The organism is Nocardia sp. NPDC055050, assembly GCF_053608345.1.
The window spans coordinates 112652-128036 of sequence record NZ_JBSGVG010000001.1 but is presented as its reverse complement, the minus strand read 5'-3'; the positions used below and the strand labels follow the sequence as shown (position 1 = coordinate 128036).

Below are 15385 nucleotides of genomic sequence, written 5' to 3'. Positions count from 1 at the left end.
AACCCGACATGTGCACACAACTGTGGATAACTTGGGGGTAGTTCACCCGTTGTTGTGCAGCGCCTGTGGAAAACATGGGGAAAACCCAGGTCAGTACGGTAAAACGCCCTGCTAGACCCCGGTTTGCCCAACTTCGTCCCTGTGGATGAAAGAAGTTCCGGCGTGTCGGTCGAGGTGAACAGCCGGGCGTGTTGGGTTAACAGCGATGGTGCAGGCTATGACTGGAGTCACAAATCTGCCGGTCGGTTTCCACAGTCATCCACAGGGTGAATAACCGGAGGTCGAGCGATACCCGACCGTGAGCCGCGCAACACCACCCATACCGGTCGTGTTATCGGCTACCTACCAGTTATCGCAAAATCGCCCTGAAAAAGGCAAGCAGAAACCACCCCTGCGCACGCACAGGGGTGGTTTCCGGCGAACTCAGTTCGCAGCAACCTCGAGGTTGAACTTCGCGGCCACATCGGGGTGCAGGTGCACCACGATGCCGTGCTTGCCGGTCGCCTTGATGTGCGACTTCGGCAGCTCGATGCTGCGCTTGTCGACCACGGGGCCACCGGCCGCCTTGATGGCCGAAGCCACGTCGGTGGTGGTGACCGAACCGAACAGCTTGCCGCTGTCGGCGGTCTTCACGGTCAGCGAAACCGCGGCGAGGCCCTCGATGGCCTGCTTCAGCTCGTTGGCGTGATCCAGGTCGCGCACCTTGCGGGCGTCCTGGGCGCGACGGATACCGTCGACCTGCTTCTGGGCGCCACGGGTGGCCTGAATGGCCAGACCGCGGGGCAGCAGGAAGTTACGGCCGTAGCCGTCCTTGACCTCGACAAGGTCGCCGGGGGCGCCGAGGTTGTCGACATCAGCGGTGAGGATGAGCTTCATCTGTGTGACTCCCTTTCTCAGCGAGCGGTCGACACGTAAGGAAGCAGAGCCACCTCACGCGAGTTCTTGACGGCGACAGCGATGTCACGCTGGTGCTGCACGCAGTTGCCGGTGACGCGGCGGGCGCGGATCTTGCCGCGATCGCTGACGTACTTACGCAGCAGCGTGGTGTCCTTGTAATCGATATTGACGATTCCGGACTTTGCTTCCTTGCAGAAAGCGCAGGCCTTCTTCTTCAGTACCTTTTCGCGCGCGGGCGCTTTAGGCATGGGTTTCTCTCCGTACTATGAGTGCCGTTCGATCAGAACGGCGGTTCGTCATCCATGCGGCCGCCGCCCCCGAAGGAGCCGGCCGCGGGCGCGCTACCCCACGGATCGTCTTCGCCACCGGCATTGCTGCCGCCGGCCGGACGTCCGCCGCCGTTGTTGGCGTTGTAGCCGCCTGCGCTAGATCCACCACCGGCATTACCGGAACCACCACCACTGAAGCCGCCACCGCCGCCTCCGCCACCGCGACCGGCCTTGGAGACCTTCGCCGTCGCGTAACGCAGCGAGGGACCGACTTCGTCGACCTCGAGCTCGACCACAGTGCGCTTCTCACCCTCGCGGGTTTCGTAGGAGCGCTGCTTGAGCCGGCCACTCACGATGACGCGAGCGCCTCGGGTCAGACTTTCGGCGACGTTCTCCGCTGCTTCACGCCAGATGTTGCAGCGCAGGAACAGAGCCTCGCCGTCTTTCCATTCGTTCGAATTGCGATCGAACACACGGGGAGTCGACGCGACGGTGAAATTTGCCACCGCCGCACCTGCGGGCGTGAAACGAAGCTCCGGGTCTGCCGTCAAGTTTCCGATGACGGTAATGACCGTGTCGCCTGCCATGGGGGTTCCTCCTGCTCGGGGTGCAGTCCGCATCTCGGGGATTTGCGCTCGAGCCTAAAGCCAGGCTCTGACAAATTCGAGGGTGCGGACTACTTGTCGTTGCGCAGAACCTTGGTGCGCAGCACCGTCTCGTTCAGGCCCAGCTGGCGGTCGAGTTCGCTCACGGTGGCCGGGGTCGCGGTCAGGTTGACGATCGCGTAAATGCCTTCGGCCTGCTTGGCGATTTCGTAGGCGAGCCGGCGGCGGCCCCAGATGTCGACCTTGTCGACGTTGCCGCCCTCGGTCTTGACGACCGTGAGCAGGGTATCCAGGGACTGCCCGACGATGCGCTCGTCCAGGCTCGGGTCGAGGATGACCATTACTTCATATTGACGCACGGACCAATCACCTCCTGTGGACTAGGAAACGGCCATGGACTTTCCATGGCAGGAGGGTTCGTTGCGTCAGCAACCCGCCAAGGCTACATGAGCGGGTGGTGACCAGCGAAATCGATGCCTGCCGCGGGTGTACCCGGGTGATCGGGACACCGCCGCATAATGTGGTCGCCATGACCACAGTCGGCCCGCGGCAGCGCGCAGCACGACGCGGCGCGACGTGGGCCGCTGCCTTGAGCATCTTCGTGATGCTGCTGTGTGGCCTCACTCTCGCGCTGGCCTATGCCAACAAGGCCCGGTGCGCGGGCGGCGCGATCGATGAATCCGGTCGCAGTCTGGTATTCGAGGAGCGCAAGGATTCGGATGTCTGCTATTCCGACATCCAATTCCTGTGGCTCGGCCGCGATATCGACAATCACGTCTTCCCGTACGTGGACGGCGCGATCACCGAAGACGGTGCGCTGACCGGCGGCGCGGTGGAATACCCGGTGCTCAGCGGCGTGCTGATGTGGGCGGGCGCCATCGGGGTGGACAACGACGCCGACTTCCTGTGGCACTCGGCGCTGCTGCTCGCGCCGTTCGCCCTGCTCACAGCGTGGATGCTGGCCAGGCTCGCCGGCCCGGCGGCGCTGCTGTGGGCGATCGGCCCGCCGCTGGTGTTCTATGCCTTCCACAACTGGGAACTGCCGGTGGTGTGCACGGCGGTGGCGGCGGTCTATGTGATGACGATGCTGACCGGCCTGTCGGTGCGCACCCGCGGAATCATCGCCGCGGTGCTGCTCGCGCTGGGTTTCTGTCTCAAGCTCTATCCGGGAATCTTCGTGCTGCCGCTCGCGGTGTTCGTGCTCACCGAGGGCGCGCCGCGCGGTCGTCGCCCGATCGGTGAGCTGGACGTGGCGGGTGCCGCGCAGACTCTGCTGGCCGCGATGGGCACGGTGGCGGCCGTGAATCTGCCGTTCGTGCTGGCCGGGGTGGAGGGCTGGCGCGCCTCGATCACGTTCCAGCAGCTGCGTCAGGCCGACATCACCACCAACTCGATCTGGTACTGGGGTCACCAGCTGATCTTCGGCCGCTCGGCGGAAACGACGCAGACCTGGCACGACGCGGTCGCGATCGCCTCGCCCGTCTTGATCTTCGGCGGATTCGCGCTGGCCCTGTGGCTGGGCTGGCGGCGCTGGACCCCCACTTCGGCGTATCCGTGGGTCGGTGTCAGCGCGGCGATGCTGGCCGCTTTCATGCTGTTCCACAAGGTGCATTCACCCCAGTACACCCTGTGGATAATTCCGTTCCTGGTGTTGCTGGAGGTGCCGTGGTCGCTGGTCGCGGCCTACCTGGTGGCCGACGCGGCGGTGGGCGTCGGGGTGTTCCGGTACTTCGCCGCGCTGGGCGAGGGCGAGGGCGTGGAGTTGATGGAAGGGATCGTCCAGTTCGGCGTGTGGTTGCGCACCGCGCTGTTGATCACCCTGTTCTTCCTCTTCCTGCGGGCGAGGGTGCGCGGCCCGCGCGTCGAACCGAGCACCGCGCTCGGTCGCCAACTGCAACCCGCGTGAACGACAACGGCGGCGAATCCCCGAGGGGACTCGCCGCCGCTGTTGATCTTCGGCTGTGGATCAGCTGACCGGAGCGGACTCCTTGGCGTCCTCCACGGCGTCCGGCTCCGCCTTGCGGTTGCGCAGGACGCTGGAGACGAGCGCCGCGCCGATGAACGCCACGCCGATCAAGCCCGTGATGAGCTCGTTGACGTGCACGCCGATCGAGACGAGCAGGATCGCCGCCAGCGCACCGATCGCCCAGTGGGCGCCGTGCTCGAGGTACACGTAGTCCGACAGCGTGCCCTGGCGAACCAGGTACACCGTGATCGACCGGACGAACATCGCGCCGATCAGGCCGAGGCCGAGCGCGATGATGATCGGGTCGGAGGTGATGGCGAACGCGCCGATGACACCGTCGAAGGAGAACGACGCGTCGAGCACTTCCAGGTAGAGGAACAGGAAGAACGCGGCCTTACCGGTCGCCTTGACCAGCGTGGACGGGCCACCCTGCGGGCCCTCTTCGAACTCCTCGGTGTGGAACATCGAACCGAGGCCGTCGACCAGGATGTAGACGATCATGCCGAGCAGGCCGGAGACCAGCACGGTGGAGCGATCGTCGGCGTCGGCCAGGAACTCCGCGACCAGCACCAGACCGGTACCGGCGACGACCACCGACAGCATGTCGAGCTTGCCCGCCTTGGCCAGCGGCTTCTCGAGCCAGCTGAGCCAGGTGATGTCACGCTCTTCGAAGATGAAGTTCAGGAACAGCAGCGCCAGGAACATGCCACCGAACGCCGCGATCTGCGGGTGCGCGTCGGTGAGCAGGGTCTCGTAGCTCGGGCTGCCGTCAGGGAAGTAGGCGGCGTCGTCCACCGGCGGGTTCAGCGCCAGGTCGAAGGCCTCGACCGGGTTCAGTCCCGCGGTGACCCACACGATGGCCAACGGGAAGATCAGACGCATACCGAACACGGCGATCAGCACGCCGACAGTCAGGAAGATCCGCTGCCAGAATTCGCTCATCCGTTCCAGGACGGTGGCGTTGATGACGGCGTTGTCGAACGACAGCGACACCTCGAGAATGCCGAGGATGGCGCACAGTGCGAGAGCGGTCAAGCCACCGTAGAGGTAGGCCACGACCAGCGAGAACACCGTGATGACGATGGACAGGCCGAAGATGCGCGTTATCACGCGGAGGGACCTTTCTGTTTCGCACGAACAGGGGGCCCGATGTGCCGAGCCCCCTGTTCGCGAGGGTGACTAGACGTTGACGCCGTAGTCGCGAGCGATGCCGGACAGACCGGAGGCGTAGCCCTGACCGACGGCGCGGAACTTCCATTCGGCACCGTTGCGGTACAGCTCGCCGAAGACCATAGCGGTCTCGGTCGAGGCGTCCTCGGACAGGTCGTAGCGGGCGAGCTCGGTGCCGTTGGCCTTGTTGACCACGCGGATGTAGGCGTTGCGTACCTGACCGAACGACTGTGAGCGAGTCTCGGCATCGTAGATCGATACCGGGAAGAAGATGCTCTCGATGGTCGGCGGGGTGTTGGCGAGGTCGACGTCGATGACCTCGTCGTCGCCTTCGCCCTCGCCCGTGGTGTTGTCGCCCTTGTGCTCGATGGCGCCCTCGGGGGACTTCAGGTTGTTGAAGAAGACGAAGTGCTTGTCGGAGACGACCTTCTTGTCGGCGCCGGTCGCGATGGCGCTCGCGTCGAGGTCGAAGTCAGTGCCGGTGGTAGTGCGCACGTCCCAGCCGAGGCCGACCGAGACCGCGGTCAAGCCCGGAGCCTCTTTGCTCAGCGAAACGTTGCCGCCCTTGGACAGACTGACACCCATGCGGGAATCCCTTCGATTAGTCCGGTGTGTCGTTTCCCAGCATGTCCGAATCGCCGGGTACCGCTACGACAGTAATAGGTTTCGTGGATCTTGCGTAGGAACCGTCTGCAGCCCAGGTTAACGGGGTGAATCTCCTACCATCGACGGCAGTGAGTGGGCGAACCGCGGCCGTGGTTCGGAAAGGGGATGTGCCGGTGACACCTCGCAGACGCGGATGGTTCAGATCGGGGGCGGATCATGAGTGGATCAGCGGGGCGCGGGCCGCGGCGTCGGCCGCCTTTCTGGATATGGATCGCAGGCAGACGGCGGCGGAGGCGGGCGTGGTGGCCAGTGAGCAGGTCTTCCCCGACCGCCGGATCGGCGCGGTCTGGGAGCCGGTGCGGGCGCGGTGCTACGCCGCGGCGGGCGCGTATCTGAGCTTCACCGAGGAACTCGACGCCGCCGAGGCCGCGGGCACCCCGATCGCGGACGGTCCGGCCAGGGCGGACGCGTTGGTCCGGCAGCTGAACGAGGCCGCGCGTGGGGTCGACGATTTCTACCACGCGCACCGCGCCGGCCTCGCCGAAGCCGCGACCGTGCGAGCGTCGGTGCCGCAGTTGCTGACACACGTGCGGGCCGAGGCCGAGCAGGTGCTGGCCGCCGCGGCGTCGTCCGGATTCGCGAATTACCCCTCGATCTCCGCGGGTGTAAGGAGGCTGAATGAGGCTCTGATCACAGCCTCTTCCAGCGATCCCGGCACGTCGGTCGCGGCCGCGCGCGAGGCTGCGAATACGGTGCAAGAGGCGACGGCGGAACTATCGAATGCGTTGGCGCAGGCCCCTTCTCGTGCCTCGGCTGCCGCGAACGCGATCGCGTCGGTGACCACCCGCCTTGCTGCCGTCGGCAACCGTGCCGGCGCGCTCGGACCGGCCTACTCCGCGCTGCTGCGTGAGTTCAGTGCTGCGAGTTCGGCGGACTTGACCAACAATGAGCGGGAAAGCCGTCGTGGCATGGACGCCGCCGACGAAGCGCTGGTCGGCGCGCGCGTCGCGGCAGCCGATCGTGATCCGGAGACCGCCCTTGATTTGACCGCCACCGCACGCGCGTACCTCGCCGAGGCCGAGCAGTTGGTCGACGCCGTCACCCGGCGCCTCGAATTGTTACGTGAGGTACGTACCGACCCCGAAGCTCAGGCCCGCACCGTACGATTCCGGCTGCGGGACGCGCAGATGCTGGCGGTAGACCGAGGACTGGTCGCCGAGTGGGGCTCGGTTCTCGATGCACAAGCAGAACGCCTCGATCGCATCACCGCTGGACTTACTGGTCGCCACCCGGACTACTGGGCGTATGTTACCGAGCTGGGTACCGTCGCAGAGTTCATCGCGGGCGTAGTCGAGCGCATCAGAAAACACGCTTCCGAAAAGTAAGAAATGACATGGGTCGACAGATGAGGTGGGGGGAATGACCGCGGGCTACGCCATCGCACCGGAAGTTTGCTTGCGTAAGCAGGTACCGCTGCGCCATTTCCAGCAGTTGCAGGGTCCCCGCCGCCGGGAGTTGTTCCTGGTCGAACCGGAGCCGATCCAAGGCCACGACGACCGGGAGCTGCTGGCGACCGCGCTCGGCGCGACCCTGTATGTGCCCGCGACCCGCCCCGATCTCGCCGCCACGATTCGCCGGCGGGCCGCGCGCGGGGTGTGCTCGATGGTGATCGACCTCGAGGACGCGGTCGCCGATCACCAGGTGGAGGCCGCCAAACAGCACGCGGTGGACACCCTGGATCTGCTCGCACGCGGCGAAGACGCGAACCCGATGCTGTTCATCCGGGTCCGCGACGCGGCCTCGGTCGGCGAACTGGTCGCCGCGCTCGGACCGGGCGCCGACGTGCTCACCGGATTCGTCTTCCCCAAGTTCGACGCCGTCAGCGGGCCCGCCTACCTGGCCGCGCTCGACGACGCCAACCGCAGCCTCGGCCGTCCGGTCTACGCGATGCCGGTGCTCGAATCGTCGAACCTGGTGCACCGCCAGACCCGTGACGAGCAGCTCTCGCGCATCGCCGATCTGCTCGCCGGACACCGTGAGCAGCTGCTGGCGGTGCGAATCGGCGCCACCGACATGTGCTCGACCTTCGGCATCCGCCGCGACCGCGACCTCACCATCTACGACGTGCGGGTGGTCGCCGACGTGATCGCCGACATCGTCAATTACCTCGGCCGCGTCGACGGCACCGGCTTCATCATCACCGGACCGGTGTGGGAGTACTTCGCCGATCACGAGCGGATGTTCCGGCCGCAGCTGCGCAGCGCGCCGTTCGAGGAATCCGACGCGGTGAAGTTCCGCCAGTACCTGGTGAGCCGCGACCTCGACGGCCTGCTGCGCGAGATCACCCTCGACCGCGCCAACGGCATCCAGGGCAAAACGGTGATCCACCCCTCGCACGTGGCCGTGGTGCACGCGCTGTCGGTGGTGACCCACGAGGAGTACGCCGATGCGCTCGACATCATGGCGGCCGATGTCGGTGGCGTCGCGGCCTCGGAATACCGCAACAAGATGAACGAGATGCGCCCGCACCGCAGTTGGGCCCGCCAGACGCTGGTTCGGGCCCGTGCGTTCGGGGTCGCGAACAAGGGAGTGTCTTTCGTGGACTTGCTGACAGCGATGATCGCCGAATGAGTGCGTTCGAAACACCGTGGGCGACAGTGAATCTCGGCATCGAGCTGCACCACGGCGAGTCCTTCGCCGCGCGCTCGGCCGAGGACGACGTGCCGGGTGAGGTGCTCGCGGCGAGGTCGGCCGATGGCGTGACCGGTGAGAGCGTCGATGTCGCCGCGACCTCGGCCGAGAGGTTCGTGGCGTTGTCCGCCGAGAGCGTGCTGACGGGCGAGCTCGCGATCGGTGCGCTGGTGCAGCCGGGTCTGCGCCGCAATCCGCGGCGGGCCCATCTGCTGGTTTCCACGGTGCTGGGCAAGCACCTGCCGACCGATCCGCGCATCGTGATCGGTGCGGGTAACCGCTTGGCCGATCTGGTGCGCGAGGTGCTGGGTGATCGTGAAGCCGTGGTGCTCGGATTCGCCGAGACCGCTACCGGTCTCGGTCACTGCGTGGCCGCGCGGATCGACGCGGGCTGCTACCTGCACTCCACCCGCAGGCACGAGTCACGGGCCACCACACTGACCGGCTTCGAAGAGGGTCATTCGCACGCCACCTCGCACCTGCTCCAGCCCGCCCCCGCAGCGATCTTCGCCAACGATCTGCCGCTGGTGCTCGTCGACGACGAGATCTCCACCGGCGACACCGCCATCGACGCGGTCCGCGCACTGCACGCGTTCGCTCCCCGCTCGCATTACGTCCTCGCCTCACTGGTCGACATGCGCACACCTGCCGATCGGATCAAATTCGAAGCCGCCGCAGCCGAACTCGGTGCGCGCATCGACACGGTCTGCCTGGCATCCGGTCGCACCGAGCTACCGGCCGGGCTGATAGACACGGTGACCGCACTGCCCGAACCGCGGCTGAATCCGATCGCCACCGAGCGGGGTTCGTACGGACGCATCGAATTGACCTGGCCCGCCGACGTTCCCGAGGGCGGTCGGCACGGCACCCTTCGCTCGGACAACGCCGCCTTCGACGTCGCGGTGAAATCCATCGCCGACGAGGTGAACTCCCGCCTCGACGCCGAGTTCGCCGGCCGTCCGGTCATCGTCATCGGCCACGAAGAACTCATGTACCTCCCCTTGCGCCTGGCCGCCGACTTGGCCGACGCAGGCATCCCCGCCCGCTTCCAAACCACCACCCGTTCACCGGCATACGTCCTCGACGAACCCGGCTACCCCCTACGCCGCGGCTTCCGGTTCACCGCCCCGGAACCCGACCCCACCGCCCAGCGCTACCTCTACAACGCCCAGTGGCCCGACGCGGACCCGGTCCTGCTGGTCGTCATCGATCCGCCCGCCGATACGCCGGAACTCGTCGCCCCTGGCGGCCTGGTCGACGTCCTCACCGCGTCGGGCGCCGATATCCTGATCGCAGTCGTGCCAGGTGCGGATCCTCGTGCGCTGCACGCGGGCCGGACCGCTGAGCGAGTGGCTGGGACTGCGTCACTGTCGGTGTCGTACAACGATTCCGCCACCAGCGCGAACGCGCCGAGTCGCAAGGAATCGACCGTGGCGACCGATTCTGCGGACCGTGCGGGCCGCGCGGAACACGGTGACGGCTCGAGCTCTGCCGCGGCCCCGAAGCAGCCGGGTGCGGGGCCGTTCCCCGAAGCCCTGCACGGCCCCGCGTTCGGTTCGTATGCGCCCGAGGATGTTTCGTGGCTGCTGAAAGATCTCTCGGACGCCGATCTGGAAGCCGATGTGACGGAACGCGAACGGCGCATCCAAGCCGGTGTGGCCCATTACGCCGAGTCGTTGCCCGTGGAGTTCCAGCCCGACGCCGAATATCGCGAGCTCTTCGATCGCGTGCTGGCCGACAGCGCCGAGCGACTGGCGCTGGCCGTCGCGACCGTGGCCGAACTCGTTGTCGCCGAACGTGGTGCGAACGTGGTCCTGGTGTCGCTGGCCAGGGCGGGCACGCCCGTCGGCGTGCTCATGCGGCGTTGGCTCGTCAGCGGGATCGGCCGCGAGCCCCTGACCGTGCCGCATTACGCGGTCTCGATCGTTCGTGATCGCGGTATCGACGCCGTGGCACTGGACTACCTCGCCCGCCATCATGATCCGTCCTCGATCGTCTTCGTCGACGGCTGGACCGGCAAGGGTGCGATCACCCACGAACTCACCGCCGCCCTCGACGCCTATCACGCCGCCGGCGGCGCCAGATTCAACGACGAGCTCGTGGTTCTGGCCGACCCCGCCAACTGTGTACGCACCTACGGCACCCGTGACGACTTCCTCATCGCCTCGGCCTGCCTCAATTCGACGGTGTCCGGCCTGGTTTCACGCACCGTCTTGAACGGCACCCTGATCGGCCCCGGCGAGTTCCACGGCGCCAAGTTCTACCGCGACCTGATCGGCGCCGATGTCTCGAACCAGCTGATCGACACCGTCACAGCGGCTTTCGGCACGATCAGCGAGCAGGTGCCCGCCGCCGTCGCCGCCATCCGCGATTCCGACCGCACGCCGGACTGGTCCGGGTGGGCGTCGGTGGAGAAGGTCCGCGCCGAATACGGCATCAGCACAGTCAATTACGTGAAGCCCGGCGTCGGCGAGACGACCCGGGTGCTGTTGCGCCGGGTACCGTGGCGAGTGCTGGTCCGTGAGGCAGACGCACCGGAGCACGCCCACATCCGCCTGCTCGCCGCGGCGCGCAATGTCCCGGTGGAAGTGGTCCCCGACCTGGCCTACTCCTGCATGGGCCTGATCAAGGAGCTACCCCGGTGACCGCCGAGTCCCTCTTCGCGACCGATCTGGATCGCACGATGATCTTCTCCCGCAACGGCTTCGGTGGTGCCGAGGCCGTCGCGAAGGAGTGCGTCGAGTACTACGAGGGTGAACCGCTCTCCTACATGACCGTCAGCGCTATCGCGGCCCTGCGCGAGCTCGCGGCAGGCGCTCCGGTGATTCCGACGACCACCCGCACCATCGAACAGTTCCAGCGCATCGCCCTTCCCGGTGCCCCGTGGCGGTACGCGATCACCAGCAACGGCGGTAACATCCTGGTCGACGGCATCCCCGACCCCGCGTGGCGCGTGGCCATCGACGACCAGGTCAACGCGTCGGGCGCTACCCTCGCCGACGTGGGCGCCGAATTACGCTCCCGCATCGACGATTCCTGGGTCACCAAGTACCGCGAGGCCGACGAGCTGTTCTGCTACCTGGTGGTCCGTCCGGACCTGGTCCCCGCGGGTTTCCTCGCCGAATGGGACACCTGGTGCCGCGCCAACGGCTGGTCGGCGTCCCAGCAGGGTCGCAAGATCTACACGATGCCCGACGCCGTCTGCAAGAGTCTCGCTGTTGCCGAAGTCCGTCGCAGGCTGACCGAATCCGGCGAATTATCCGACGGGGCAACGCTGTTCACCGCGGGCGACGGCGCACTGGACGCCGAGATGCTGAAGGCGGCCGATGCCGCGATCCGTCCCCGCCACGGCGAGCTGGAAGAACTGAACTTCACCGCCCCCAACCTCACGATCACCACGTCCTCGGGAATCCTGGCAGGCGAGGAGATCCTCGGGTGGTTCCACGCGGCGGCTGAGCGCGCCACGGTCCCCGCGTAGGCAACCGAAAACCCGGGCGCCGCAACGGCACCCGGGTTCGATGTGATCAGTAGTGCTGCTGCTGACCGGCCAGCTGCTGGGCGATCACGCCCTGAATGCGCTGGAGACCGCCCACCGTGACGCCGCTCTGGAGCTGCCCCTCGATGGTGCGCACCAGGGCGTTGTCGCTCATGATCTTCTCGGTCGACTGGATCAGCACCGTGCCTGCTCCGGTGAAGTCGAACTGCCGTTCCTCTCCGGAGTTGGCGCCCATCCTGGCCGCACCCGCCGCGAGGAAACTGCCGATCCAGCCCTGGTCGTAGTGGTGACTGGGCGACGGGCAATCAGCCCAGCCCACCAGGGATTCGGGGTCGACGCGCAGGGGCGGTTCGGCGAACATCACCGGCCCGTTCGACGACGCGAGGAACTTGCCGGTGCCGATCAGCGTGAGGAATCCGGGCACGATCGACTGCTTGAGCGCCAGTCCGGGCTCGAAGGCCAGCAGGTTCGCGCCGCGGATGGTGAGGTTGCCTTCTTCGAGGTCATAGGAATTGATGTCGTAACCGCGGTCGCCGATGATCAGCTTGCCGTGACCCTGCGCCACCACGTAGTCGCCCGCGAACAGCGGCGCGGAGAACTGGCTGCTCACCATGTGCATCAGGCCGCCCTGCAGCCCGTGCGTGAGCATCTGGAACTCGATCTGCCCGTAGTAGGCGATCATCGCGCCCTTGCGCATGAACCAGGGTCCGGTCAGGTCGATGCAGTAGGCGTAGCTGTTGCCCGGAATGTTGTCGCTGGCACCGAGATTCATCGGCGAGAGGATTTCGCTCATCGGTTCACAACTTCTCTTCGGAGGCCTGCACGTACACCACACCCTGTCCGTGGCAATGCAATTGCATCGCCTCGCCCGCGCCGCGACCCACCGCGTCGCGCCAGCTCATCGCGGACTTCAGCTCGGTCTGCACGTTGCCGTACGCGGCGACGAACGCCTGCGGGTCGACAACGATCGGATTCGGTCCGCCCACTTGCAGTTCCAGGAAGCCGCCGTGCGCGAGCAGCACCGCCGAACCCTGTCCGCTGAGCTGGGTGGTGAACATGCCCTGCCCGGTCGCGACGCCTGCCGCGGCGCCGCGCAGCGCGCCCATCAGACCGCCGCCGCCACCACCGCTACCGCCCGAACTGGCGACCGACACCACCGAAGCCTGCAAACCGGCCGACTGCGCGAGCAGACGTGAAGCCTCGGCCCGCAACACCGCGCCCGGTTGCATCTGCACCACGTGCACCTCGAGCCCGGCGAATCCGTAATGGACCTCACCGTTGCCCTGCGCCAGCATGGTCCGCTCGTGCTCACCGGCCATCATCTGCCCGGCCATCCGCATCAGACCGCCGCCGCCCATGCCCTGACCGGCGCCGGGAATCTGGTGCGGTGCGAACGCGACCTGACCCGTGTAGAACAGCATCGCGCCGGAACGGGCGACGACGCCACCCGCCTGACCGACGTTGACTTTGACTACCTTGCCGTTGACCTTCTCGAACATCGCCTGTCCCTACCGTTCCGCCGGCTGGATCAGCACGACACCCTGGCCGTCGAACCGCAGCGAGAACGCCTCGCCCGCATCCTGTCCGACCATCGACCGCCAGGAGACATCGGTGACGAAGGACTGGTTGAGATTGCCGCGCGAGGCGACGAACGCGTCGGGATCCACGATCAGCGGATACTGCGGCGACACCTCGAGGTGGATCAGCGGCCCACCGGCCGACAGCAGCGCCACCTGACCCTGCCCGCTGACCGTGGTGGTGAACAGTCCGCTGCCCGCCGACATCCCGCCGACCCCGGCGAACCGCACATCGGTGCGCAGATTCCCCGCGAAGGCCAGCAGCTGCTGCGACTCGACCTGGAGCGTGTCGTTGTTCAGGTTCACCACGGTGACGTTCTGGCCGTTCACCGCCAGGAACACGCGCCCGTTGCCGTTGCACTCCATCAGTGACAGTTTCTCGCCGGTGGCGCGGCGTTTGAGGCCGTTGAGCACGCCCTCGCCGCCGCCGAACCCGGCCGATTTGAACTGGACATTGCCTTCGTAGGCCACCATCGAGCCGGAGATCGCGCGGATACTCGTCCCCGCGAGCTGCGCCTCGATCACCTTCTTCGACTGTTCGAACAATTGCGCCATGACAGGTGTGTGCCCGTCCCCTCTGCGAAGGCGGTTCTACCGCCCGTTCCGACTGCGACGTCACCCTAACCGATCAGGGGAAAGTACGCCCGGGCCACAGAGCACGGACGCGTGCGGCCGGTTTCTCGTAGAGTGGCAAGCACTGCCGTGGAACACCCACCAAACGACAAGCGAAGGGTCTAACTTGTCTGCAACACTCGCCAAGGGCCAGAACGGCCCGTTGGCCGTCAGTGACGTGGTGATCTCGCTCCAGGTCACCGCACCGGCCGACCTGTCCGCGCTGCTCGTGACCGAGCAGGGCAAGGTCCGCACCGACGCTGATTTCGTCTTCTACAACCAGCCGAGTGGGCCGGGTGTCGATCTGCGGCCCGGGCCGACGGGTCAGCCTGCCTCACTTGCTGTTTCGCTGTCCGCGGTGCCCGCCGACATCGATCAGATCCGCGCGGTGATCACCCTCGACGACGCGACCAGCAATTTCGGCCGCTTCGCGCCGCCCACCGCGCTGGTCTCCGATGCTTCGGGAAACCAGCTGTTCAGCTACCAGATCGACGGCCTGAACGCCGAGTCGATCGTGATCGCGCTCGAGCTGTACCGCCGACAGGGCAGCTGGAAGGTGCGCGCGGTCGGCCAGGGTTACGCCGGTGGTTTCGCCGCGCTGGTCACCGATCACGGTGTGCAGGTGGATGATTCACCCGCCCAGGCCGCGCCGCAGCAGGCCGCGCCCCCGCCGCCTCCGCCGCAGCAGGCCCCGCCCGCCTACCCGCCGCAGTCCGCACCCAGCTACCCGCAGCAGGCCGCGCCCGCCTACGCGCCGCCCGGCGGTGGCTACCCGCCGCCCCCCGGCCCGGCCCAGCAGCCGCCCGGTGGCGGCTACCCGCCGCCGCCCGGACAGGGTTACCCGCCGCCCGCGCAGGGTGCGCCGCAGCAGCCCGCAGGCGAGATCAGTTTGAGCAAGGATCGCCCGGTCAGCTTGCAGAAGGGGCAGCGGGTCACGCTGCGCAAGGAGGGCGGCGCCGCGCTGACCTTCGTGAAGATGGGCCTCGGCTGGGACCCGGTGCGCACGCGCGGGATGTTCGGCAACCGCACCGTCGACATCGACCTCGACGCCTCGGTCTGCCTGTTCGCCGACCAGAACCTCGTCGACGTGGCCTACTACGGCCAGCTGTCGTCGAAGGACGGGTCGGTGCGCCACCAGGGTGACAACCTCACCGGTGAGGGCGACGGCGACGACGAGATGATCCTCGTCGACCTCACCAGGATCCCGGCGCACATCACCACGCTGCTGTTCATCGTCACCTCGTACAAGGGTCACTCCTTCGAACAGGTGCAGAACGCCTTCAGCCGCCTGATCGACGGCGCCACCAACGGCGAGCTGGCCCGCTACACCCTCGCGGGCGGAATGCCGTTCACCGCGATGGCGATGGCGAAGGTGTACCGCGTCGGCGGCGACTGGAAGATGCAGGCGCTCGGCGAGGGCTTCAATGCCAAGCACCCCGGTGAAGCGGTGCCGCAGCTGGGCCGATTCCTCGGCGGTAATTGAACCAAGACAGGGC

General features: G+C 66.8%; 15 protein-coding genes. 6 read left to right on the top strand and 9 right to left on the bottom strand.

Annotated elements, in window-relative coordinates; genetic code table 11:
* Positions 1–423: 423 nt before the first annotated feature.
* From rplI to rpsF, 4 genes are all read right to left on the bottom strand, one after another.
* Positions 424–876, bottom strand: a complete 453-nt coding sequence (rplI, locus tag ACWGCN_RS00585; protein WP_378634861.1) for a 50S ribosomal protein L9 — start codon at positions 874–876, stop codon at positions 424–426.
* A gap of 17 nt (positions 877–893) precedes the next feature.
* Positions 894–1145, bottom strand: coding sequence for a 30S ribosomal protein S18 (rpsR, locus tag ACWGCN_RS00580; RefSeq protein WP_056823934.1), 252 nt, complete (start codon positions 1143–1145; stop codon positions 894–896).
* A gap of 32 nt (positions 1146–1177) precedes the next feature.
* Positions 1178–1753: a single-stranded DNA-binding protein gene (locus ACWGCN_RS00575; protein ID WP_056823931.1), complete on the bottom strand. Its 576-nt coding sequence runs from the start codon at positions 1751–1753 to the stop codon at positions 1178–1180.
* Positions 1754–1842: 89 nt separating this feature from the next.
* Positions 1843–2130, bottom strand: coding sequence for a 30S ribosomal protein S6 (rpsF, locus tag ACWGCN_RS00570; protein ID WP_056823926.1), 288 nt, complete (start codon positions 2128–2130; stop codon positions 1843–1845).
* Positions 2131–2300: 170 nt separating this feature from the next.
* Here rpsF and ACWGCN_RS00565 point away from each other — a divergent pair, with 170 nt between their 5' ends.
* Positions 2301–3677, top strand: coding sequence for a hypothetical protein (locus ACWGCN_RS00565; protein ID WP_449966561.1), 1377 nt, complete (start codon positions 2301–2303; stop codon positions 3675–3677).
* 60 nt (positions 3678–3737) lie between these two features.
* Here ACWGCN_RS00565 and ACWGCN_RS00560 read toward each other — a convergent pair whose 3' ends face one another.
* On the bottom strand, positions 3738–4847 hold the full coding sequence (locus ACWGCN_RS00560) for a DUF475 domain-containing protein (RefSeq protein ID WP_378634866.1): 1110 nt from the start codon (positions 4845–4847) through the stop codon (positions 3738–3740).
* Between the two features lie 69 nt (positions 4848–4916).
* Positions 4917–5492, bottom strand: coding sequence for a TerD family protein (locus tag ACWGCN_RS00555; RefSeq protein ID WP_062990541.1), 576 nt, complete (start codon positions 5490–5492; stop codon positions 4917–4919).
* Positions 5493–5779: 287 nt separating this feature from the next.
* Between ACWGCN_RS00555 and ACWGCN_RS00550 the strand changes: the two genes are divergently transcribed.
* From ACWGCN_RS00550 to ACWGCN_RS00535, 4 genes are read left to right on the top strand one after another with little or no spacing between them, the layout of a single operon-like run.
* Positions 5780–6898, top strand: a complete 1119-nt coding sequence (locus ACWGCN_RS00550; protein WP_452458512.1) for a hypothetical protein — start codon at positions 5780–5782, stop codon at positions 6896–6898.
* A 34-nt stretch (positions 6899–6932) separates the two neighbouring features.
* Entirely contained in the window at positions 6933–8144 is a 1212-nt protein-coding gene (locus ACWGCN_RS00545; RefSeq protein ID WP_378989268.1) for an HpcH/HpaI aldolase/citrate lyase family protein, read from the top strand.
* Positions 8141–10849, top strand: a complete 2709-nt coding sequence (locus ACWGCN_RS00540) for a phosphoribosyltransferase (protein WP_452458511.1) — start codon at positions 8141–8143, stop codon at positions 10847–10849. Before ACWGCN_RS00545 ends, ACWGCN_RS00540 begins: the two co-directional genes overlap by 4 nt.
* A gap of 38 nt (positions 10850–10887) precedes the next feature.
* Positions 10888–11682, top strand: coding sequence for an HAD family hydrolase (locus ACWGCN_RS00535; protein WP_452458522.1), 795 nt, complete (start codon positions 10888–10890; stop codon positions 11680–11682).
* Positions 11683–11728: 46 nt separating this feature from the next.
* On the opposite strand, the gene ACWGCN_RS00530 is transcribed toward ACWGCN_RS00535, so the two are convergent.
* The 3 genes from ACWGCN_RS00530 to ACWGCN_RS00520 are packed head-to-tail and all read right to left on the bottom strand — an operon-like array spanning position 11729 to position 13832.
* Positions 11729–12493, bottom strand: coding sequence for an AIM24 family protein (locus tag ACWGCN_RS00530; RefSeq protein WP_062990545.1), 765 nt, complete (start codon positions 12491–12493; stop codon positions 11729–11731).
* A gap of 4 nt (positions 12494–12497) precedes the next feature.
* Positions 12498–13199 (bottom strand): AIM24 family protein, encoded by a 702-nt coding sequence (locus ACWGCN_RS00525; RefSeq protein ID WP_378989266.1) that lies wholly within the window; start codon positions 13197–13199, stop codon positions 12498–12500.
* Positions 13200–13208: 9 nt separating this feature from the next.
* On the bottom strand, positions 13209–13832 hold the full coding sequence (locus ACWGCN_RS00520) for an AIM24 family protein (RefSeq protein WP_452458510.1): 624 nt from the start codon (positions 13830–13832) through the stop codon (positions 13209–13211).
* Positions 13833–14016: 184 nt separating this feature from the next.
* Between ACWGCN_RS00520 and ACWGCN_RS00515 the strand changes: the two genes are divergently transcribed.
* On the top strand, positions 14017–15372 hold the full coding sequence (locus tag ACWGCN_RS00515) for a TerD family protein (protein WP_378989264.1): 1356 nt from the start codon (positions 14017–14019) through the stop codon (positions 15370–15372).
* Positions 15373–15385: the final 13 nt, after the last annotated feature.